Here is a 21,826-nt window from a genome sequence, read left to right on the forward strand (position 1 = left end):
CGAGGAACTAGGCGGAATAAAGCGCGCAATAATCGAGTGAGATTTTAGTTTTGCAGTAGGTATATTGATAAAAACAATATAAATAAATGCTTATGGAGCTATACCCCGTCAAAATTTAGGTGTGTGCTGTTCGGCTCAGCGGTGTTGTTTTTTGTGGATTTTCTTTCTTAATAATGACAAGTGATTTAACGCGTATCGAAGAAGAGCTATGCTATGAATCTATGAATCGCTAGCACACAGCAAGGAAGCTTCGATGACCCGCTCTACGCGTTCTAATGTTCCGTTTTATATCCACATCAGCTATTTATTTATCGCTCTATTGCTTGGTTTTGCGCTGATTAGTGGCTGGAATCAATACCGCGCGACCAGTGTGATTTTAAAGCAGTCGGCGGATCAGCAATTTGGTTTGGCGGTCAAAGGTGCGGAAGATGAATTGCGGCTGGTTTTCAATAGCGGGATGCGTTCGGTGCAATTATTGGCACAGCAACGCGTGATGAATGCCCAAACCTTGGATGAGCGGCTAGATAGCCTTAGTTTTATTACTGCTGCGCTTAAGCATGATCCTGTCATTTCCTCGCTCTATATTGGTTACGACACGGGGGACTTTTTTTTAGTTCGCCGTTACTTGGGAAACCCAAAAGTTCAGCAGCGTTTTAATCCCCCACCCAAAACCCAATGGATTGTGCAAAGCATCACCTATCCGCAAGGGCAAATGCGGGGGGAGTATTTGTTTTACAGCGCCGATTTGCAGCTGCTTGAACATCGTGCTGATCCACAATATCAATACGATCCACGACAACGTAATTGGTATCAAGCCAAAGAAAAGCCTAATCAGGTCAGCATTACCGCGCCTTATTCGTTTGCATCGGATGGTTTGGCTGGGCTGACTTTTTCGCAGCAGACGGCGAATCAAAAAGGCGTAGTGGGGGGCGATATTCAATTAGGGCGCTTGAATGATTTTTTAGTACGTCATCGCATTACACCTGATACCCGGCTTGCATTTATCACGTCCCAAGGGCGGGTGTTGGCTAGCCACCAAGGTCAGCCAGCTTTGGTGAAGGAGGCCGATGGCAAGGAGTACCTACCGAAACTGGAAGCGTTCGACGCCCCCGTGTTGAAAAAACTGATGGGGGTAGAGCAGGGCAAACAGGGGAATGCCAGTACTTTTTCGTCTGAGGACGGTGAGCACTGGGAAGGGATGGTGAGCAAAATAGCCTTGGGCCCGCACGTTTATCTGACCTTGGCGATGGCAACGCCGCATGGGGAGTTGCTCTCCGCAGCCATTGCCGAGCGTAATCAATCGATGTGGATCTCGCTGATTTTGATTGCGTTGGGGATGCTGGTTGCCATTTGGTTATCACGTCGCGCCTCCAAGCCGATAAATGCCTTAACCGAAGAAGTGCAAAAAATTGAACAATTTCAATTTGACGCACCCGTTGCCGTACATTCAAAAATTCAAGAAATCGATCGTCTTGCCACTGGCTTGGGGGGGATGAAGCAAACGATTTCGCGCTTTATGTCGCTCTCGCAGGCCTTGGCGGCAGAAAAGAATTTTGATCGTCTGTTGGCCAAAATTTTGGATGAGCTCGGTGCAGTCAGCCATGCAGAGGGTGGGGTCATTTATATTACCCACGGCGCAAATGGGGCGGACTATTTAGAATCGGCACAATACTTCTGGCACAGCCCCGCACAAGCCGCGCGGCCAGAGGATAGGTTGCCCATTGATCTACAGGGCGAACACGTAGTGGCCACCGCGCTGCGAGATGATGTGGCCTTACGAAACTTATCGGCGGCCGAATTTGCCACCAACTTTCCGCTCTTGCCCAAGATTGAACAGACCTTAACTCAGCTGACGCTACCTCTGCGCAATCGTGATGGCACCTTGGTGGGCGCGTTGGCCTTGGCAATTGATGAAAACAAAAAGCCAAGTGCGGATTTGCTGGCCTTTGTGCAAACCATTGCGGCCACAGCCGCCGTGGCTGTTGATACGCAGCGTTTGATTAACGAGCAAAAAATTCTGCTTGAAGCGTTTATTCAGCTGATTGCAGGTGCGATTGACTCGAAAAGCCCGTATACCGGTGGCCATTGCCAGCGCGTTCCAGAGCTGACCAAAATGCTTGCCCGCGCCGCAGAGCAGCAAACTGAAGGGCCGTTTGCCGATTTCAAACTGAATGAAGAGCAATGGGAAGAGCTGCATATTGCGGCGTGGCTGCACGATTGCGGCAAGGTGACAACGCCCGAATATGTGGTTGATAAAGCGACCAAACTCGAAACGCTGTACGACCGCATCCATGAAGTGCGGATGCGTTTTGAAGTGCTGAAACGCGACGCGGAAATTGCTTGCTGGCAAGCGATTGCGGCTGGTGGTAATGCCGATGAACTGCGGGCGCAATTGGCCGCGAATTTGCAGGAACTCGACGACGATTTTGCTTTTATTGCCGCTTGCAATGAAGGCGGTGAATTTATGGCGCCAGAAAAAATCGAGCGACTGAAACAAATTGCTGCGCGCACGTGGCAGCGCACTTTATCTGATCGCATCGGTATTGCGCACGAAGAAAAAGAGCGCAAACAGCGCACGCCCGAACCACAATTACCCACCACCGAAGCATTGTTGGCTGATAAACCAGAGCATATCTTGGTCCGCGCCGAGCGCGATAAACTGGCTGACGATAATCCGTGGGGCTTTAAGGTGAAAGTGCCTGAGCACATGTATAACCGTGGAGAGCTTTATAATCTTGGCGTAGCGCGAGGTACCCTGTCAGAAGAAGAACGCTATAAAATTAATGAGCACATTATCCAAACCATTATCATGCTGGAAAAACTGCCGTTCCCACGGCATTTACAGCGCGTACCGGAAATTGCGGGCGGGCATCATGAAAAAATGGACGGCACCGGTTATCCTAAACGCCTGACGCGTGATCAAATGAGCCCAGCGGCGCGTATGATGGCAATTGCCGATATTTTTGAAGCGCTCACCGCAGTCGATCGGCCGTATAAAAAAGGCAAAACGCTGTCGGAGGCGATCAAAATCATGGGCTTTATGGTCAAAGATCAGCACATCGACGTTGAATTATTCCGCCTCTTTTTACAACAAGGTTTGCACCTCGAATATGCGCATCGCTTTATGAAACCAGAGCAAATTGATGACGTTGATCTTAGCCCGTATCTGGCTTAAAGCCACGCAAGCGCATGCTTAAGCTAGGACGATTGCGCAACCCCCTCATAGCCTTGGGCGTGGGGGTGTTGTTGTTATGGCAAGTGATCGCGCCCGCATGGTCGGGTTGGGATTTCAATCAATTGATTAAACTCGCGCAGCAACGTTATGGCGCGAATGCCGCCAAATTAATGAATGATGCGCAGCAAGTGATCAGTGGGGCAAAAACCCTCCCTGAAGCGGATAAACTCAAGCGCGTGAACGAGTTTTTCAATCGCCGCGTGCAGTTTCAAGACGATAGCCAGATCTGGCAGCAAAATGATTACTGGGCCTCGCCACTCGAAATGATCGGCAAGGGCGCAGGCGACTGCGAAGACTTTGCCATCATCAAATACATGGCGCTTAAAGAGCTGGGCGTCCCAGCCGAAAAACTGCGCCTGAGCTATGTGAAGGCCAAAATTGGCGGCAGCAATAGCACCGTGACGCAAGCGCATATGGTGCTGACGTATTACCCTAGTCCAGACGCCGAGCCCTTGATTTTAGATAATCTGATTACCGACATTCGCCCCGCCAGCCGCCGCCCCGATTTAACGCCGGTGTTTAGCTTTAATAGCGAGGGGATTTTTGCCGGCGGTGGTAATCAGCCATCGGCGTCGGTTGATCGTTTATCGCGCTGGAAAGATGTACTGCTGCGGATGAAAAGCGACGGCATCGAATTTTAAGGAAGATTTACCCATGTCATTATTTCGCCAAGTTTGGCTTATGATTCTTTGCTCTGCTTTGATGGCGTTTATCGTTGCGCTGTTAGTTAGCACGATCAATGCGCGCGATTATTTGCAAACTCAGCTCTATACGCAAAGCAGCGATAACGCCTCGTCGCTGGCGCTGTCGATTTCGCAGCAGGCGGATGATCCGGCGATGATTGAGTTGATGAGTAATGCGCTCTTTGATTCTGGCCATTTCGCGCTGATTCGCATTAGCGACCCGCACGGCAAGGTGATTCATGAGTTGCGCAATAAAGACCTCCCCAGCCAAGTACCCGCGTGGTTTATTGCGCAGTTTCCAATTACGGTGAGCCCCGGCACCGCGCTAATTAGTAATGGCTGGAAGCAGGCCGGCAAGGTGGAAATCCAAGCGCATTCGCGCTTTGCGTATGAATCATTGTGGAAAAGCGCTAAGCGTTTGTTATTGTGGATGCTGCTGGGGGGTATTATTACTGGTGCTTTGATGCAAATGTTGCTTAGGCATATACGTAAGCCTATCTTGCAAATGATGGAGCAAGCCGCAGCGATCAGCGAGCGCCGTTTTATCAATGTGCCACCGCCACGCTATATCGAATTACGCCCGATGGCCGATGCGATGAATAGCATGGTGAACCGCGTGAAAGCCATGCTGGATGAACAATCAGCACACATCGAGGCACTGAATCGCGACGCCAATCGCGATCCTGTCACGGGCTTGGCGAACCGTAGCTTCTTCTTAGGCAATGTGGCCAATGCCCTAAGTGATGAAGAAAGCTTGCCTAATGGGGCTTTGTATATGCTGCGCCTGAATGATTTGGCCAGCATCAACCGCGATTTGGGTCGTGCAGCCACCGATAAATTACTCACTGAATTAGCAACCGTGCTTGCTCACTGGGCCGATCAATACCCCGGCTGGCAAGCAGCTCGGTTAAACGGTGCCGATTTTGCCCTGTTTGCCCCAGGCCAAGCGCCAGATTTGGCGTTTGCCGAGCAACTGCTCGCCGATATTGCCGATTTAGCGCCAAGTATCAGCAAATTGTTGTCGATCGGCTATAGCGCGTATCAGCAGGGCGAGAGTGTTGGCGCTTTACTAAGCCGCACCGATGCGGCACTCGCACAGGCCGAGTTACAACCCCACAATGCCGTCGCCGGTGGCGCGCACACTGCGATCAAAGCCAGCCGACCCAATTCGGAATGGCTGCACATACTGCAAACGGCGATCGATCAGCAGCAGTTTGTGGCCGCCAGCTTTGCGGTGCTCGATTTTAACGGCCAGCTACTGCACAAAGAGCTGATGCTACGGCTACCCGACCGCGTCTCGGGTGAATTGCAATCGGCGGGTGTGTTTATGCCGTTTGCCACACGCTTTAATTTGTTGCCGGCGATTGATTTGGCTGCGGTACGGCTAGGCTTGGATTTATTGGCGCAGGAATCCGCTGACGTGGCGGTTAATATTGCCTCGCAATCGGTGTCGAATGTGCCATTTAGGCGCGATTTAGCCGCGCTACTAGCGCAGCAAACGCCTGAAACTTTAGCGCGCTTATGGCTGGAAGTGACCGAAAACGCCTTAGTGGAAGATCTAGAATCTTTGTCGACGTTTATTACCGAAATGCGCAAATTAGGCATCAAAGTGGGGGTTGAACATTTTGGCCGCCAAATTGGCAGCATGCCCAAGCTCTACGATTTACCGTTGGCCTATTTGAAAATAGACAGCAGTTATATTCACGAAATTGATCAACAGCCGGGCAATCAGCAGTTGATCAAAGCCGTGCTGGCGGTGACCAATACGCTGAATATCCGCAGTATCGCTGAATTGGTCCGCACCGAAGGTGAGTGGCAAACGCTGCAACAATTGGGGCTGACTGGTGCAACGGGGCCTTATACGAGTCAGGTGTTGCAACAATAGACTGCACTGCTGTGTTGCGGTGAAGGGCCATCTGGCCTTGCCGCAGCTGATTATGCCTGCCATGCTGCATAATAGATTGAGTGTGGAGAGCAGACATGAAGTGGCTTCTGAGTCTTTGCTGCCTTATTGTTTATCCTGCATTGGCGCTCGAGCCACTGCGCGTTGGCATTGGTGAAACCAAGCTACCTTATGTGTCATCCGAGACGCAATCGGGCATCGAGTACGAAATCATCCAGCAAGCGTTTAAGTTGGCTGGGATTCCGATTCGGTTTGAGCACATGCCCAATAAGCGAGCGCAATTGCTCCTGAGCCTCAACCAGCTCGACGCGGCGATTAATACCAAGGGCCAGATTGTTTCCGAACCCTATATCGTTTACCAAAATATGGCGATTAGCCGCTGCGCGAGCCAATTCAATATCCAGCAGGTGAGTGATCTACAGGGCAAATCAGTCGTGGCCTTTCACAATGCCAACCAGTTTTTGGGTGAAGAATTTGCCCAACTGGCACGGGATAAAGCGCATTACCAAGAAATCTCTCCGCAGCAATTGATGAATCGCATGCTGCTGTCCGAACGTGTGGACGTTGTGATCAGCGACATCAATATTTTCCGCCATTTCAACCTAGAGCTTGATCCAAAAGGCAGCCAAAAAATCTGCCCCTTTGCCATTTTCCCGCCTACGCGGTATCGCTTGGAATTTAACGATGCCGTGATACGTGATCGCTTTAATCTAGCGTTGCAGCAACTTAGCCAAAATGGCTTCTATGAAAAAATGGCACAAAAATATTTACCTTCCTTCTCTGGCAACACCGCTAAAAAGCCATCGTTTCAACCCTAATGGTAGGCAGAGCAGCGATGCGCGTTGCGACATTGAGCTTCTCCTTGGCTACAGCAAGGTGGGGTTATTCTGTAACGGATTGACGAAAAAAAGCTGAAATAATTCCTTGTCTGTTATTTCTTGTGTAGTAAGATTGGTGGCATAAAATTTGCACAATCTACTGAAATTGCATAAGGAACCATCATGCGTATCGTCCAAATTATCATCGCTAGTGTCTGCGCTCTTGCCTTAACCCAGCCCGCGCTGGCGGGATGTAAAAAAGAAATCAAAGAAACACGCGAATTGATTGAGCGTGATAAAGACCAATACACCCTAGTTGCCAGAAATAAAGCTTTGGCCGATTTATTAAGCGCCGAAGCTAAACTGATCGACTTAAACCCATTGCTTGATTTGGATTGCCTAAAAATGGTTCGCAAAGCGAAAGCTGAGTTACGCAAAGGTAAGAAAAAGTGAGTTAGTTGTATGCATAGCCTGCTGGCGCAGGCGGTGAACCGGTGGCTTCGTCCGCCGGACGACGTGATGGAGCGTGCCTGATTGACGCGAAACCCCGTCCAACAATTGGAAGGGCGCCGCAAGACTCGCTGCGCTAGCTTGGGTTTTATCCGGCTACGCCGCGATGTTTGAATGCGCGTTCCGCCGCGCTACCCTCAGTCGGTCGTGAGCCAAACAAAAAACTGTTTGTCTCACTCCACTCCCTCGGCGATGGGCGACAGGGGATTTAAGCCCCAGACCAACGAGCGCGTACAAGATGGATATTGGGTATATCCGCCAAAGCCAGTTGAGATATAGTTTTTAGGGCAACACCAAGGCATGTATTTCCTGAAATCGTTGGGCTGCACCAATTCCCCTACGTCTGCGCCGAGCGAGGAACAAGCGGCAAGGGAATTCGGCGGGCTCTGTTTTGTTAAAGCCCGCCGCCTTGCCGATTGTCCGCAGTCGAGGCGTGACGGAGCTTGGCAGCTTGCTGCCTTAGCGTAGGCCGTGGCCTAAGGCCAGCATCGGCGTAGCCGACGCAGATGTGGGGTCGCCTTCCTTTGCTTACTTTCCTTGGCGAGGCAAGGAAAGTAAGTGCAGCGGCGCATAGCCGCTAATCCGTGGTGGATGGCACATTGCAGGTAAAGAAAAACACCGTAGGGCGTGGTTAGCCGAAGGCGTAACCCGCCAATTAGGTTGTGAATCAACAAACATTGCTCAGCGCGGGTCAAGACCCGCCCTACACGGCTTTGCTTACTTTCCTTGGCGAAGCAAGGAAAGTGAGTGCCGCGGCGCACAGCCGCCAATCCGTGGTGGATGACGTATTACAGGCAAAGAAAAACCGCCATAGTTGGCGGTTTTGGAGTTTGTAGCATGCGGCGTAATGCCTTCGGCGATTACGCCCTACCGTACTGGCACATCGATGCCGTATTAGGAGAAAGAAGTCCATCCGATTGCCCTACATTGCTAATATAAAAGGTTTGGATTTCTTGATAGATAATCTTGCGCCCAAACCGATAAACGATAGCCATGCTTTTGGTCTTGTCTAATGGTCCCTGTTGGGTACATTAATTTGCATGCGGTCAACCAATCAATACTTGTATCTTTGGGGTTAAAAAAATATTCATTTGATTGTTCAAGGATAAATTTACTCAGAATTAATTTATCAGAAGGCTTCAAGATTTTTAAAATTCGGATTACTTTCTTTTTTTGCAAACTCTCTGATATAGAAGCCTTAGCCCATTGCGAAATGTCTTTGCAGGTGTCGTAAAGAGATCCTGCTAGAAGTATTGCATAAAACAAAACCCAGTAAGTGTAATTGTTTGAAATGTAAATCGATAGTTTTTTATCGATATTAATTAAATAAAAAAACCAAATGATAGTGGTTAGGAGTAATAAAAATTGGCAGGATAACTTTACGTATTTCATTGCGAGAAAATCTCTTGGAGAAGAATGATTTAATTTCGTGTTAGGTTGATTTTAGAATCTGGGCTTGTGGCCTAAATCTGCCCAGTCCCAATTATGGGCTGTGTTGATACTTTTAATTGGGCCACACAACTATGTTGATCGCTAATAGATATATTACAGTTGCCAGCCAAACATCAGACAATCCTAATGCCTAGCCGTCGTGCACTTGCAACAGTGCGATAAGGCGTAATCGCCATAGGTATTACGCCGCAAGTGACGATGTGCATTTCATTCGGCGTATTGCCGCTTAGCGGCAATACGCCCTACCTAATTAATGCGCCTCTTCCCAATTTTCCCCAACCCCCACTTCCGCCAATAACGGCACTTTCAGCGTCGCTACATTGCCCATAATCTCCGGCAATTTAGCTTTCACCAATTCCAGCTCCCCCTCGGGTACTTCCAAAATCAATTCATCATGCACCTGCAACAGCAGCCGACTCTGCAATTTTTCCGCAATCAGCCAATTATTCACCGCCACCATCGCTAGCTTGATGAGGTCAGCTGCCGTGCCCTGCATCGGCGCATTGATCGCTGCGCGCTCGGCGCCGGCGCGTTGCGCGCCGTTGGATGATTTGATCGCCGGCAACCACAGGCGGCGCCCGAACACGGTTTCTACATAGCCCGCATCACGCGCGGCGGCGCGGGTGACTTCCATGTATTCGGCGACGCCGGGGAAGCGATTGAAGTAGCGTTCGATAAAGGTTTTCGCCGCTTCGCGAGTAATTTCGAGCTGGGCGGCGAGGCCAAACGCGCTCATGCCGTAGATCAGGCCAAAGTTAATGCTCTTGGCGTAGCGGCGCTGCTCGCTGGTCACTTCATCCAGACCCACGCCAAACACTTCGGCGGCGGTGGCTTTGTGAATGTCGAGACCCTGCTCAAAGGCGCGGATCAGCGCGGCATCGCCCGATAGATGCGCCATGATGCGCAGCTCGATCTGCGAGTAATCGGCTGACACAATTTTGCTGCCGGCGGGCGCGATAAAGGCTTCGCGGATTTTGCGGCCTTCCGGCGTGCGCACCGGGATGTTTTGCAGGTTCGGGTCGGACGAGCTCAGGCGGCCTGTGACCGCCACGGTCTGGTTAAAGCTGGTGTGCACGCGGCCGGTGGCGGCGTTGATCATCAGCGGCAGCTTGTCGGTGTAGGTGGATTTGAGTTTGGCGAGGCTACGGTGTTCGAGCAGCACTTTCGGTAGCGGGTAGTCTTTCGCCAATTCGCTAAGTACTTCTTCGTCGGTCGATGGCGCGCCTTTTGGCGTTTTTTTGATCACCGGCAGTTTCAATTTGTCGAAAAAAATCTCGCCAAGCTGTTTCGGTGAACCGAGGTTAAACGGTTGGCCGGCCAGCTCGTAGGCTTGCTGTTCCAACTCGATCAGGCGCAGGCCGATGTCGTGGCTCTGGCGGTTCAGCTTATTGGCGTCGACCAAAATACCGTTGCGTTCCATCACGTACAGCACTTGGCGCGACGGCATTTCGATCTCGCGGTAAACGTAATTTAGCCCCGCATTGGCTTGCAAGCGCGGCAACAGGGTATGGGCTAGGCGGCCAGTAATATCCGCGTCTTCCGCTGCATACGCGGTGGCGGTATCCAGATCAACCTCGGCAAAGCCAATTTGCTTGGCGCCTTTGCCGCAAATGTCTTCGTATTTAATCGTCGTTTCACCGAGCTCGCGCGCGGCTTGGTCGTCCATATTGTGCTTTTCGTGGCTGGCCAGTACATACGACATTAGCAGCGTATCGTCTTCGATTCCCGCCAAATTAATGCCTAAATTCGCCAAAACGTGCTGATCGTATTTTAGATTTTGGCCGACTTTTTTATGCTCGGCGGATTCCAGCCACGGTTTTAGTTGCAGCAGCGTAGCGTCAAACGGCAGCTGCTCAGGGGTATCAGCACCGTGGTGCGCCAGCGGCAAATAGGCGGCTTCGCCCGCTTGCACCGAGAACGACATACCGACCAAGCGCGCCTGCATTTGATCGAGGCTATCGGTTTCGGTGTCGAACGCCGTCATTGCTGCGGCGTTGATTTTATCTATCCACTTGGCGAGCAATTCGGGCGTGTTAATGCATTCGTAATGGCGCTCAACCGGTGCGGCGGGTTCGCTTGATACTGCGGCAGGTATTGCTGCGGGAGCTTCTTCTGCAAATAGGTCTGAGGTAATACCCTTGGGTGCTTCGGGTTTGGCCGCTTGGCCGACTTTGCCTTCCATCTCGCGCACCCAAGTGCGGAAATTAAAGCGGGTAAACAGCTGCAATAGCGTCGCGCTGTCCTCGTCTTTCGGCGCCAGATCGCTTAGGCCATTGGGCAGCTCGGCCGAGAGATCAACGTCGCATTTGATCGTTACCAGCTCTTTCGCGGTGGGTAGCCATTGCAAAGTATCGCGCAGATTTTGCCCGACCACGCCTTTGATGGATTCGGCGTTGGCGACCAGATTATCGAGGTTGCCGTATTCGGCCAGCCATTTGGCGGCGGTTTTTGGGCCGCATTTGGGCACACCCGGCACGTTGTCAACGGTGTCGCCGATCAGCGCGAGGTAATCGACAATCTGCTCGGGCCAGACGTTGAATTTGGCAAACACGCCATCACGGTCGAGTACTTCTTCGGTCATGCTGTTTTCAATGCGCGCATGTTCGTCCACGAGCTGCGACATGTCTTTATCGCCGGTCGACATAATTGTCGTGATGCCTTGCGCGGAGGCTTGCCGCGCCAGCGTGCCGATCACATCGTCGGCTTCGACGCCTTCGAGCATCAAAATCGGAATACCAAACGCGGCGACGGCTTGGTGGATCGGTTCGATTTGCACGCGCAGCTCGTCTGGCATTGGCGGGCGCTGCGCTTTGTATTGCGGGTAAATGTCGTCGCGGAAGGTTTTACCTTTAGCATCGAACACGCACGCGATATAATCAGCGTGAGTGTGTTGGCGCAGCTTTTTGAGCATGTTCACAAAGCCAAATAGCGCATTGCTCGGCGTGCCGTCGGGTGCGGATAGCTCTCGAATGGCGTGAAAGGCGCGGTAAAGATACGATGAACCGTCGATTAAAAGCAGCGTCGCCATGCGGGAGTTCTCTATACTGTGATTGGGTGTGCCGCCCATTATAAACGAGCAATGAACCTGTTAAGGGAGTGAACCATGCGCCATTTATTGATTGCGATGTTGCTCGGTGCGGCAATAGCACCAACTTATGCCGAGGTGGTGGCTGATATGCCGCCGCCAATGCCAACCGAAGATACCCCTGCTGCGGTTGAGCCTGGCGCCCCAGAAGTGCGCATTATCCAAAAAAGCGATGCCACGATTGCCGAATACCGTTTACACGGCAAGTTGTACCAAGTGAAAGTTACGCCGAAAGTGGGTAAGCCCTACTATCTGATTGATCCAACTGGCAAAGGCGAATTTATGCGCCGCGAAATTGGCGACAATATCGCCGTCCCAACTTGGGTATTGCTGGAATTTTGAGATAAGTGAATGTCTGTTTTTACAACTGTAAGTAGCGAAGATTTAATTCCATTTTTACAGCGCTATTCTTTGGGTCAGCTGGTGGATATTAAGGGTATTGCCGCAGGAGTCACGAATACCAACTATTTCGTGACCACTACCCACGGGAAGTATGTGCTGACGCTGTTTGAAACGCTGCGCGCGGATGAGCTGCCGTATTACGTGAATTTAATGGTGCACTTGGGCCAGCACGGCATCGCGATAGCCGCGCCGATTGCTAATTTAAATGGCGAATACATTGACGAGTTGAACGGCAAGCCGACGCTACTGGTGCCTTGCCTGCCTGGCGCGGTGACCGATAGCCCGAATGCTGAGCAGTGCAAACAAGTGGGCGAAATGCTGGCGCAAATGCACCGCGCCGCAGCGAGCTACGCTGGCGTGATGAGCAACCCGCGCGGACCGCAATGGTGGTCGGCCACGGCGCAAGAGATGTACCCATTTATGGGTGAAGCGGAAGCGGCATTGTTGCACGCCGAGGTCAAACTTCAGTCGGAACACAAATTCGATCAATTACCGAAGGGCGTGATCCACGCTGATTTATTCCGTGATAACGCCTTGATGAACGGCGATCAGGTTGGCGGATTTATCGATTTTTACTACGCGTGCAACGATATTTTGCTGTACGACTTGGCGATTACATTGAATGACTGGTGCGTGCTGGACAACGGCGATATTGACGCTGAACGTGCCAAAGCGATGCTGGCAGGTTATCAATCGGTGCGCCCACTCACTGATGACGAAGTGGCCGACTGGCCAATTATGCTGCGTGCTGCAGCGCTGCGTTTCTGGGTATCGCGGCTGCTCGATTTCCACAAGCCAGCCGCAGGCGAAATGACTTTTGCCAAAGATCCAGGTCATTTCCAGCGTGTGATCGAGCATCATCAGCAGCGGACGGATTTCTGGCTGTAGTCCAGACTCAAGGTGCTGTCGTCTTGGGTTTTGCGGACTGCGTTTGTACGTCTTTTGCCCTGAGGCAAGGCATGAAGTGCGCCGCATAGTCATTCTATGCCAGCGCTTAATAACGCAGCATCAGGGCAAAAGACGACAAACCGAGCCTTTGGTAGCAAAAATTCGGCTGGGCGCCTTTTTCAGCCACTCGGCGTTACGACAGGCTGACATAGAACGACTATGTTGCGCCTGCCGCGCCTTGATTGGCTGAAAAATGCGCTCCAGCGCAACCGTAAAACTCAAGACGACAGCACCTAGGATTTTGAATGAGTTTTTTACAGCAATTGCAGCAATGGCAAGCTTCGCATGCCATCCTATTTGGCGCCGATACGGCGCCTTATTGTTTGGATCAACGCCGCCGTTACCAAGGCCAAGCCTTGGCAGTGGCGCGCCCAAATTCGACTGAACAAGTTCAGCAATTGGTGCGCTTGTGCGCCGAGCATGGCGTAGCAATCGTGCCGCAAGGCGGCAATACCAGCTTGTGTGGCGCCGCAACGCCGCTGAATGACGGCCAATCGCTGATTATCTCGCTCGAGCGGATGAAATCCATCGTGCAGGTCGATGCGGATAACAACACGATCACGGTGCAAGCGGGCGTGACCTTGGCGCAGGTGCAGCAAGCGGCACTGAACGTGAAACGCTTGTTCCCCGCCAACTGGGCCGCAGCGCAAAGCTGCCAAATTGGTGGTGCGCTGGCAACCAATGCTGGCGGCGTCAATGTGCTGCGCTACGGTAATATGCGCGAGCTAACGCTGGGGCTGGAGGTGGTTCTTGCGAGTGGCGAAGTGTGGGATGGCCTGCGCGGTTTGCGTAAAGACAACACGGGCTACGATCTAAAACAACTATTTGTTGGCTCGGAAGGAACGCTCGGTTTGATCACGCAAGCGGTGCTGCGCCTGTATCCGCTGCCCACCGCGCATGCCACAGCCTTGGTGGCGCTGGAGAACCCCGCTGCCGCTGTGGAATTATTACGTGGCTTGCAGGCCGAGGTGGGTGATAGGGTCACCTCATTCGAGCTGATTTCTGCGCCGTGTCTGGCCCTGCTCAAGCAACACTTTCCGCGCTTGGCGCAGCCGTTTGATGTGCTGCCAACTTGGTGCGTGTTGATTGAGTTGTCGGATGGTGGTGATTCAGACGCGCTAACTGATCGCTTGGCGCAATATTTGTTTGATCATGGTTGCATGGATGCTTATGTGGCGCAAAACATGAGTGAAGCGGCTGATTTTTGGGCTCTGCGAGAGTCAATCCCTGAGGCGCAACGCATTGATGGCGTAAGTATTAAACACGACATCAGTTTGCCCATTGGGGCAATACCTGACTTTCTTGAAAAGTGCGATACTGAGATGCTGTCGTCATTTGCTGGTGCGAAAATTGTCGCTTTTGGCCATTTGGGCGATGGTAATTTGCACTACAACTTGTTCTTGGCCGATAAAAGCGCGGCGGTGTATCAGCAGGAACATGCTGTGAACGAGTTGGTTTATCGGCATGTGGCGTCCTACAACGGCAGCATCAGTGCCGAACATGGTATAGGCCAATTGAAGCGTGAAACTTTGCAATCGGTACGTTCTGAGCTTGAATTGAATTTAATGCGGCAAATCAAGCAAACATTAGATCCTCAAGGTTTGTTAAACCCCGGCAAGGTACTCAGCCCGTAATAAAGTGTGAATCGAGTTATTTCATCGTTTAAGGTTTTTCATGACGCAATCGAATTTAGCCCAAGCAAATCACGAATTTGGTTGGCATGTTTCAGAAAGTCAGGTCCATTTTGACTCCTTACTTGATTGCTTGGTGGAAATTACGCGTTTGCATGGCGAGCCTTGGACTGCGCAGGCCTTAGCCGCTGGTTTGCCGCTAGTAGATAACCGCCTAACTCCCTCTTTATTAAGCCGTGCAGCTGGGCGCGCTGGCTTATCTTCCCGCGTTTTGCGCCAGACACTGGGGCAAATTCCGGTCCGTCTGTATCCAACCATTTTATTGCTGCATGATCAGCGTGCTTGTGTGCTGCTAGAAAAACTCGACGATGGCCGCTATCGGGTACGTTTGCCGGAGGCTGGAGAGGCGGTTGAAATTTTCACCGAGGATGAGCTAGCCGCCCAGTATGCTGGGATTGCAATTATTGTTCGCCCACGATTTCGCTTTGATCAGCGCACGCCAGAGTTGGGGCAAGTGCGTGAGCGCCACTGGTTTTGGGGCGCGATGTATGACAATTGGCGCCTGTACCGCGATGCGCTGATTGCAGCTTTATTGATCAATATTTTCGCCTTGGCGATTCCGCTATTTTCGATGAATGTGTACGACCGGGTCGTGCCGAATCATGCGCTGGAAACCTTGTGGGTTTTGGCGCTGGGTGCGGGTTTGATTCTCGGTTTTGATTTTGTGCTGCGCACCGCGCGTGGTTACATCTTGGATGTGGCGTCCAAACGCATTGATGTCTCACTTTCTGCGCTGATTATGGAGCGAGTATTGGGCGTGAAAATGAGCGCAAAACCGGCTTCGGTCGGCTCATTTACCGCCAATTTGCGTGCGTTTGAATCGGTGCGCGATTTTATCGCGTCGGCGTCGATCACGACTTTGGTCGATTTACCGTTTGTGCTGATTTTCTTTTTGGTGCTGATCTGGATTTCGCCGTGGCTGGTGCTGCCGCCTTTGATTGGCGCGATTTTAATTGTTGGTTTTTCGTGGCTGGCGCAGGCCAAGATGAACCAAATGGTTGAATTAACGCAGCGTGCAGCAGCACAACGCAATTCAACCTTGGTTGAGAGCATGGTTGGCCTTGAAACGATCAAGATTATGGGCGCAGAAGGCGAGATGCAGCGCCGCTATGAACGTGCTACGCGCTTTTTGGCGCAAATTGGCGGCCGCTTAAAACTGCTATCGACGACGACGGTCAATTTTGCTCAAGCTATATCGCAATTGGTATCGATTGTGATCGTGATTGTCGGCGTGTATTTACTCGTTGATGGGCAAATGACGATGGGTGGCATTATTGCTGCGTCGATGCTGGCGGGGCGTGCAATGGCACCATTGGGCCAAGTGGCCGGCTTATTGATGCAATATCAAAATGCCAAAACATCGCTGAGCGCGGTAGAAAGCCATATGCAGTTGCCCGTTGAGCGCCCTGCAAACAACTCCTTTTTGCACCGCGAGTCATTCCGTGGCGAAATCGAGTTTCGCAATGTCACTTTTAAATACCCAGATCGGGATGATATTGCGCTCAATAATGTTAGCTTCAAGCTACGTGCCGGCGAAAAGCTCGGCATAATTGGCCGAGTGGGATCAGGCAAAACAACGATAGAAAAACTAATTTTGGGGCTGTATCAGCCGGACGAGGGCGCTGTGCTTGTCGATGGGGTCGATACCCGCCAAATCGACCCGGCCGAGCTGCGTCGTGCGATTGGTTTTGTGCCGCAAGATCCGTTGCTGTTTTATGGCACGCTCAAACAGAATATTGCCTTAGGAAATGCCGCTGCCGACGACGCGCAAGTGCTGGCTGCGGCTGAATTGGCGGGAATTGCCGAGTTTGCCAACGCCAACCCACGTGGTTTTGATATGCAAATCGGTGAGCGTGGTGAGTCGCTATCGGGAGGTCAGCGCCAAGCCGTATCGATTGCACGCGCCGTGTTGAATGATCCACCGATGATGATTTTGGATGAGCCAAGTAGTGCGATGGATCATCAAAGCGAAGAGCAGTTGAAACAACGTTTGCGCACTTATCTAGCGGGTAAAACGATGTTACTGGTGACGCACCGCACCTCATTGCTAGAGCTGGTGGATCGCTTGATTGTGATCGACCAAGGCCAAATCATGGCCGATGGCCCGAAAGCGCAGGTTGTTGAGGCTTTGCAGCAAGGCCGAATTAATAAAGCAGGAGGTGCGGCATAATGAATCAGCCATCAACAGCTCCTCGCAAGCCTAATCTATTTCAGCGTATTTGGACGCGTATCAGTGACGCGTTTAATCTTTTCTTTGATCGCTTTATCTTCTTTGCCGACGAAAAAGATCTCATTGATGATCGTGATTATATCGCTGATGCCAATTTAACGATTGTCGAACAAAGTCCGCACGGCGCTCGCGTATTGATTCGCGTGGCTGCGCTGGCGGTCGTCGTACTCTTACTATGGGCGGCGTTTGCTGAGCTCGATGAAGTCACCAAGGGTGAAGGGCGCGTTGTGCCATCAAGCCAGTTACAGGTAATTCAGAGTTTGGACGGCGGTAGCGTGCAGCAAATTTTTGTTCGTGAAGGCCAGCAGGTCAAAAAAGGACAATTATTGCTCAAAATTGACTCGACTCGCTTTGTCTCAACGCTCAAAGAAAGTCGCGCCCAGTATTTATCGCTGAAAGCTAAGGCCGCCCGTTTGGATGCGCTGGCAAACGGCAAAGCATTTACCGTACCCGATGATGTACTCAAAGAAGCGCCCGATATCGCCAACCAAGAGCAGATGCTGTACGAGTCGAAGATGTCTGAGTTGGATGCCAGCGTAGGGGTGGCTCGCCAGCAAATGAATCAACGTAGCCAAGAATTAAACGAAATTCGTGCGCGTCGTGAGCAGGCCGCACAAAGCTATGAATTAACTAAAAAAGAGCTGGATGCGACGCGGCCTTTGCTGAAAAGCGGTGCGGTGTCTGATGTGGAGGTATTGCGTTTGGAGCGCGATGTGTCGCGTTATCTAGGCGAGCGCAACAGTGCTAGCGCCCAAATTCCTCGCGTTCAGGCTTCGATTTCTGAAGCTAGCCGCAAAATCCAAGAAGTTGAATTGGTTTTCCGCAATCAAGCGCGTACCGAGCTGGCTGAAACCAGCGGCAAGCTCAGCTCGCTGTCTGAGGGTAGCGTGGGTTTGGCTGATCGCGTGAAGCAATCGGAAATTCGCTCGCCAATGGATGGCACGGTGAAGCAATTGTTTGCCAACACCGTTGGTGGCGTGGTGCAGCCAGGCAAGGACATTATCGAGATCGTGCCATCGGGCGAGAGCTTGGTGCTGGAAGTGAAAATCCAGCCGCGTGATATTGCCTTTTTAAGCCCCAAACAGCCCGCGACGGTGAAATTCACCGCCTATGATTTTTCGGTGTATGGTGGGCTTGACGCCGAAGTCGTGCAAATCGGTGCTGACACCGTTAAGGATGAAAAAGGTAATGTGTTTTATTTGGTGCGGGTCCGTACCCAAGAGGGGTTCTTGCAAAAAGATGGCAAACGTTTGCCGATTATTCCGGGTATGGTCGCCGAAGTGGATGTGTTGACTGGCAAAAAGACCGTTCTCTCATATTTGTTAAAACCGGTATTGCGCGCTAAATCGAGCGCATTGAGCGAGCGTTAATCAGAGTGATTTATTTAATTACGCAAGACAATCAAGTCCGCGCGCACTGGCAAGCCGCATTACACGGTAGTGAGCTGCAAAATGATTGGCCGACCGCAAAGAATGCGCTGATCTTGTTGGATGAGCAGGCGCAAGATTGGAGCGCTTTGCTGGGGTGCGCGCAGCTGGCAGAACAGCGCGTTGTTTTGGCCAGCTCAACGCCGAATGATGAGCAAGGCTATCGTGCTTTGCAGGGCGGTTTTAGCGGCTATTGTCATGCGTATGCGCCAGAAGCTTTGCTCAGACAAGTGATCGACGTGGTACGCGCAGGCGAGATCTGGGCGGGGCGCTCTTTGGTGCAGCGCTTGGTCAGCGCGGTCAATCGTTTGCCTAGCCAAGCGCCAGTGCTGCAGTCTTTGTCCGAGCGCGAAGCGCAAGTGGCGCAACTGACCGCCAAAGGGCTGAGCAATAAAGAAATCGCTCGGCAACTGGAAATTACCGAGCGTACGGTGAAAGCGCATTTAACGCTGATTTTTGAAAAACTGGGTGTCAGCGATCGCGTGCAGCTGGTGCTGCGCGTCAATGGTTTGGCTTAAGTTATTTCTTTGGTGTTTTAAGCTGCTCGGCGATGCGCTGGCGCGCTTCGGCGCTGAGCGTGTGATCGGCCTGCGCGACTTCATGCTGCGCTTCTTGATCGAGCCAATCGCGCATTTGGCGCAATTGGCGGCGATGACGGCGGCAGTTATGGCAAATCGCCAAATGCAATGTGACCGCAACTTGCCGATACGCGTTTAAGGGTTGTTCGGTTTCCAGCGTTAGAAGCCGCGTTACTTCACGACATTTCAGCATGACGACCTCCTTCGCTTAAACACAAGCGCAAACCTTGGCGCGCCCGATACAGCAATTGATACAAATTGGCGCTGCTAATACCCAATTGATCGCAAACCTGTTCGGCTGGCTCGTCGTTCAATTCGCGCAGCCAGAAAATTTGCGCCATGCGGCGCGGTAGCCGCGCCAAACATTCATCGATTTGGCGGCGCAATTGTTTGCTGTCGAGTAAACGCGCCGGGTCTTGCCATTCCACCGGGGGCACCGCCCAATGGCCGGTGTCGTCGAATAAATCATCTTCGCGTATCGCACCCATTTCCAGCTGATCGTCGTCCAGTTGCGTGGTTTTTTGTTGGGCGCGAAATAGATCGATAATTTTGAATTTCAAAATGCCAATCAGCCAAGTGCGCGGACTCGATTGCCCGCCAAAGCCAGCCGGGTTTTCCAGCGCGGCAAGAAGCGTGTTTTGCACCGCTTCTTCGGCCAAATGTGGGTCGCGCAAACGGCGCAGCGCAAAGCTATACAGCACATCACCATGCTCGCTGAGCCAATCCAGTGCTTGAGTCATTACACTTACCTTGCTGCGTTAAGATTGGGGCTCATCTTCGCAAACTGCGTCGCTGCGGTCTGCCTTCAGCAGTAAATCTTGGCTAAATAACCACAACAACACTTGATTCACATTGGTGTCGGCTTCAACCATTAGGGCAGCATCAAGCGCCGCGTTGACCGTCGCCCCTTGCACCAGCGCGTTCAATAGGGCCCATTGGCCGCTGCTGATCGCTTGCCATTGGTTGCGGCTAATCAGTAATTGCTGTCCGCCGGTATTCAGATCGGCCGCTGCTCCACCTTGATGCATCGCCAAAATATCGGCCAGCGGCCACCGGCTGGATTGCACTAATTGCAGCGACGGATGCGGCGTGAGGCGATAAGCGCCAAAATCGTCTTCGGCCAGCGTGGCTAAATCGCTGATTTGCAGCGCCTGAACATCGTCGGCCAAATGCGCCAGCCAGCGCGCCCAATCGAGGCGGGCGACATCGCTTAAAAAGGGTAGCGACTCGGAGGGGGCAAATTGCGCAATAAACGCAGCAAAATCATCGCCCATGGCGTGTAAATTGGCCGAACTTGCTGGCGTGTCGTCCACGTATTCGCGCGCCATCGCGCGAAAGAATTCGTCGCCAACTAGTTGGTTCACGGTGCTGAAGGTGGCTTGTAGCGCGGCGATGCGGTTGAGGCGGCAATTGGCGCGGTAATGGCGCATGCGTTCAGCGTACCGCAGTTGCTCGTGGCTGGCGGTTTCATCGACTAAATAATGCGCAAATTGCGCGATGGCGTCGGCGTAACTCATGCATACACCTTGCTGGTATTGCCCTGAAGAGTATTCATATATTGATCTAGCGACCGATACTCATGGTATAGATCGGCAAAGCTGCTGAGATTGGTATCGCGTTCCAGCAATACTGGTTTGGCGCCCCATTGGCGCTGCGCTTGTTGCAGCAGTGCAAAAACTTCGGCACTGATCGGCGCGCCATGCGTATCGACCGCGGTGCCGTCAAACCACTCAAAGCCCGCGACGTGAATTTCCTCAACGTATTGGCCGGGAATCTGCGCTAGCTCAGCAGCGGCATCCAGCCCCAGATTGAGTGTATTGACGTGAAAATTGTTTAAATCCACCAAGAGGCCACAGCCGGTACGGCGCGCCAACTCGACCATTAATTGCGCTTCGCTGAGCATTTCATCGGCAAAGCCGACGTAGGCTGAAACGTTTTCGATCAAGATCGGCCGTTGCAGGGCGGTTTGGACTTGATCAATGCGCGTAGCTAAATGCTCGATCACGCCTTCAACGCGCGGTACGGGGAGTAAATCGTTGAAATGGCGTTGCGCAAAGTGATTCCACGCCAAATGTTCGGACACTGCGGCCGGTTCAATCCGTGCAACGAGTTGCTTCAGCTGCGCCAAATGCGCGGGATCGAGCGGATCTAAACGCCCTAAACCCATACCAACGCCGTGCAGGCTAATCGGATAATCTTGGCGTAATTGCGTTAAGGCCGTGATGGCGGCGCCGCCGGTTAGTTCGCGCGACGGCGTCGCGCCGCCCGAGACGGCAAAGTAATTTTCGCTATGCACTTCCCACCATGCCACCGCTGGGCGTTCAGCCAAAACGGTTTCGATATGCGGGGCGCGCAGGCCAAGGCCACAAGCAGTAGGTAGGGCGGTTTTCATGGGTATTGTGTTCAGGTGTATTGCTAATATGCTTTGGGGGGCAATACCAGGGAGAGTATTGCCCCTCCACAGTATTACATCGGTTTGAGCGTGCCTTTCATTTCTTCGCAAGTGCCTTTGGCTACGTATTTCCATTCTTTGCCATGGTGATCAACCTTAGCTTGACCTGCACAAGCATGGCCATTGGCCGCGCAATCATTTTTACCCGCCATCGCTACGCCGTAGCATTTTTCTTTTTCGGCAGCGACAACCGTACCAGAAACACCAGCAGCCAAAACAGCAGTTAATGCAGAAGTCAAAATGAGTTGCTTATTCATGATCGAATCTCCGTAGTTTGAGTGTGATGTTGTGTTCAACATCTAAACCTTAGTCGTCTTGCCGCGGGCAATCTAACAAAACAATGGCTTATTTTCTTTGCTGGTTATTTAAGTGTTTGATATTGAAACAAATATTATTTTTGATGAGTCGTTTT

Annotated in this window: 18 protein-coding genes; 11 read left to right on the forward strand and 7 right to left on the reverse strand. The window is 51.9% G+C overall.

Going from position 1 to position 21,826, the window contains the following annotated elements:
• Positions 1–253 precede the first annotated feature (253 nt).
• From NT239_09775 to NT239_09795, 5 genes are all read left to right on the forward strand, one after another.
• A complete protein-coding gene (locus NT239_09775; GenBank protein ID XGA70080.1) occupies positions 254–3,175 on the forward strand; it encodes a GAF domain-containing protein in 2,922 nt (973 codons plus the stop codon).
• 14 nt (positions 3,176–3,189) lie between these two features.
• Complete coding sequence (locus NT239_09780) at positions 3,190–3,876, forward strand: transglutaminase-like cysteine peptidase (protein ID XGA70081.1); 687 nt, start codon at positions 3,190–3,192, stop codon at positions 3,874–3,876.
• Between the two features lie 13 nt (positions 3,877–3,889).
• Positions 3,890–5,803 carry an EAL domain-containing protein gene (locus tag NT239_09785; GenBank protein ID XGA70082.1) on the forward strand — a complete coding sequence of 638 codons (1,914 nt, stop codon included), beginning with the start codon at positions 3,890–3,892 and terminating at the stop codon, positions 5,801–5,803.
• A 95-nt stretch (positions 5,804–5,898) separates the two neighbouring features.
• The gene (locus NT239_09790; protein ID XGA70083.1) at positions 5,899–6,639 is read left to right on the forward strand and encodes a transporter substrate-binding domain-containing protein; all 741 of its coding nucleotides are present in this window, start codon (positions 5,899–5,901) and stop codon (positions 6,637–6,639) included.
• Between the two features lie 183 nt (positions 6,640–6,822).
• Positions 6,823–7,092, forward strand: a complete 270-nt coding sequence (locus NT239_09795; protein ID XGA70084.1) for a hypothetical protein — start codon at positions 6,823–6,825, stop codon at positions 7,090–7,092.
• Positions 7,093–8,079: 987 nt separating this feature from the next.
• Here NT239_09795 and NT239_09800 read toward each other — a convergent pair.
• Positions 8,080–8,541: a hypothetical protein gene (locus NT239_09800; protein XGA70085.1), complete on the reverse strand. Its 462-nt coding sequence runs from the start codon at positions 8,539–8,541 to the stop codon at positions 8,080–8,082.
• A gap of 310 nt (positions 8,542–8,851) precedes the next feature.
• Positions 8,852–11,629: a DNA polymerase I gene (polA, locus tag NT239_09805; protein XGA70086.1), complete on the reverse strand. Its 2,778-nt coding sequence runs from the start codon at positions 11,627–11,629 to the stop codon at positions 8,852–8,854.
• Between the two features lie 75 nt (positions 11,630–11,704).
• On the opposite strand from polA, the gene NT239_09810 reads away from it, so the two are divergent.
• The 6 genes from NT239_09810 to NT239_09835 all read left to right on the forward strand — a co-directional run bounded on the left by NT239_09810 (position 11,705) and on the right by NT239_09835 (position 18,902).
• Positions 11,705–12,028 (forward strand): DUF2782 domain-containing protein, encoded by a 324-nt coding sequence (locus NT239_09810; GenBank protein XGA70087.1) that lies wholly within the window; start codon positions 11,705–11,707, stop codon positions 12,026–12,028.
• A 9-nt stretch (positions 12,029–12,037) separates the two neighbouring features.
• Positions 12,038–12,976: a homoserine kinase gene (locus NT239_09815; protein XGA70088.1), complete on the forward strand. Its 939-nt coding sequence runs from the start codon at positions 12,038–12,040 to the stop codon at positions 12,974–12,976.
• 305 nt (positions 12,977–13,281) lie between these two features.
• Positions 13,282–14,670, forward strand: a complete 1,389-nt coding sequence (locus tag NT239_09820; GenBank protein ID XGA70089.1) for an FAD-binding oxidoreductase — start codon at positions 13,282–13,284, stop codon at positions 14,668–14,670.
• A 40-nt stretch (positions 14,671–14,710) separates the two neighbouring features.
• On the forward strand, positions 14,711–16,897 hold the full coding sequence (locus NT239_09825; GenBank protein XGA70090.1) for a type I secretion system permease/ATPase: 2,187 nt from the start codon (positions 14,711–14,713) through the stop codon (positions 16,895–16,897).
• Positions 16,897–18,327 (forward strand): HlyD family type I secretion periplasmic adaptor subunit, encoded by a 1,431-nt coding sequence (locus tag NT239_09830; protein XGA70091.1) that lies wholly within the window; start codon positions 16,897–16,899, stop codon positions 18,325–18,327. Before NT239_09825 ends, NT239_09830 begins: the two co-directional genes overlap by 1 nt.
• 5 nt (positions 18,328–18,332) lie before the next feature.
• Positions 18,333–18,902: a response regulator transcription factor gene (locus NT239_09835; GenBank protein ID XGA70092.1), complete on the forward strand. Its 570-nt coding sequence runs from the start codon at positions 18,333–18,335 to the stop codon at positions 18,900–18,902.
• Between the two features lies 1 nt (position 18,903).
• Here NT239_09835 and NT239_09840 read toward each other — a convergent pair whose 3' ends face one another.
• From NT239_09840 to NT239_09860, 5 genes are all read right to left on the reverse strand, one after another.
• Positions 18,904–19,155 carry a hypothetical protein gene (locus NT239_09840; protein ID XGA70093.1) on the reverse strand — a complete coding sequence of 84 codons (252 nt, stop codon included), beginning with the start codon at positions 19,153–19,155 and terminating at the stop codon, positions 18,904–18,906.
• Positions 19,139–19,702, reverse strand: a complete 564-nt coding sequence (locus NT239_09845) for a sigma-70 family RNA polymerase sigma factor (protein XGA70094.1) — start codon at positions 19,700–19,702, stop codon at positions 19,139–19,141. Before NT239_09845 ends, NT239_09840 begins: the two co-directional genes overlap by 17 nt.
• Positions 19,703–19,720: 18 nt before the next feature.
• Positions 19,721–20,479 carry a putative DNA-binding domain-containing protein gene (locus NT239_09850; protein ID XGA70095.1) on the reverse strand — a complete coding sequence of 253 codons (759 nt, stop codon included), beginning with the start codon at positions 20,477–20,479 and terminating at the stop codon, positions 19,721–19,723.
• The gene (locus NT239_09855; GenBank protein ID XGA70096.1) at positions 20,476–21,354 is read right to left on the reverse strand and encodes a DUF692 domain-containing protein; all 879 of its coding nucleotides are present in this window, start codon (positions 21,352–21,354) and stop codon (positions 20,476–20,478) included. Before NT239_09855 ends, NT239_09850 begins: the two co-directional genes overlap by 4 nt.
• Positions 21,355–21,428: 74 nt before the next feature.
• Positions 21,429–21,674 carry a DUF2282 domain-containing protein gene (locus NT239_09860; protein ID XGA72794.1) on the reverse strand — a complete coding sequence of 82 codons (246 nt, stop codon included), beginning with the start codon at positions 21,672–21,674 and terminating at the stop codon, positions 21,429–21,431.
• Positions 21,675–21,826: the final 152 nt, after the last annotated feature.

Origin of the sequence: Chitinibacter sp. SCUT-21, from assembly GCA_041874755.1 — a bacterium.
In the GTDB taxonomy this organism is placed as follows: Bacteria; Pseudomonadota; Gammaproteobacteria; order Burkholderiales; family Chitinibacteraceae; genus Chitinibacter.

Excerpts from the sequence above, each read along its gene's own strand:
- NT239_09780 (XGA70081.1), top strand. The coding sequence starts at position 3,190 with ATGCTTAAGCTAGGACGATTGCGCAACCCCCTCATAGCCTTGGGCGTG.
- NT239_09845 (XGA70094.1), bottom strand. The coding sequence starts at position 19,702 with ATGACTCAAGCACTGGATTGGCTCAGCGAGCATGGTGATGTGCTGTAT.
- NT239_09815 (XGA70088.1), top strand. The coding sequence starts at position 12,038 with ATGTCTGTTTTTACAACTGTAAGTAGCGAAGATTTAATTCCATTTTTA.
- NT239_09825 (XGA70090.1), top strand. The coding sequence starts at position 14,711 with ATGACGCAATCGAATTTAGCCCAAGCAAATCACGAATTTGGTTGGCAT.
- NT239_09855 (XGA70096.1), bottom strand. The coding sequence starts at position 21,354 with ATGAAAACCGCCCTACCTACTGCTTGTGGCCTTGGCCTGCGCGCCCCG.
- polA (XGA70086.1), bottom strand. The coding sequence starts at position 11,629 with ATGGCGACGCTGCTTTTAATCGACGGTTCATCGTATCTTTACCGCGCC.
- NT239_09820 (XGA70089.1), top strand. The coding sequence starts at position 13,282 with ATGAGTTTTTTACAGCAATTGCAGCAATGGCAAGCTTCGCATGCCATC.
- NT239_09840 (XGA70093.1), bottom strand. The coding sequence starts at position 19,155 with ATGCTGAAATGTCGTGAAGTAACGCGGCTTCTAACGCTGGAAACCGAA.
- NT239_09800 (XGA70085.1), bottom strand. The coding sequence starts at position 8,541 with ATGAAATACGTAAAGTTATCCTGCCAATTTTTATTACTCCTAACCACT.
- NT239_09775 (XGA70080.1), top strand. The coding sequence starts at position 254 with ATGACCCGCTCTACGCGTTCTAATGTTCCGTTTTATATCCACATCAGC.
- NT239_09795 (XGA70084.1), top strand. The coding sequence starts at position 6,823 with ATGCGTATCGTCCAAATTATCATCGCTAGTGTCTGCGCTCTTGCCTTA.
- NT239_09810 (XGA70087.1), top strand. The coding sequence starts at position 11,705 with ATGCGCCATTTATTGATTGCGATGTTGCTCGGTGCGGCAATAGCACCA.
- NT239_09785 (XGA70082.1), top strand. The coding sequence starts at position 3,890 with ATGTCATTATTTCGCCAAGTTTGGCTTATGATTCTTTGCTCTGCTTTG.
- NT239_09790 (XGA70083.1), top strand. The coding sequence starts at position 5,899 with ATGAAGTGGCTTCTGAGTCTTTGCTGCCTTATTGTTTATCCTGCATTG.
- NT239_09830 (XGA70091.1), top strand. The coding sequence starts at position 16,897 with ATGAATCAGCCATCAACAGCTCCTCGCAAGCCTAATCTATTTCAGCGT.
- NT239_09850 (XGA70095.1), bottom strand. The coding sequence starts at position 20,479 with ATGAGTTACGCCGACGCCATCGCGCAATTTGCGCATTATTTAGTCGAT.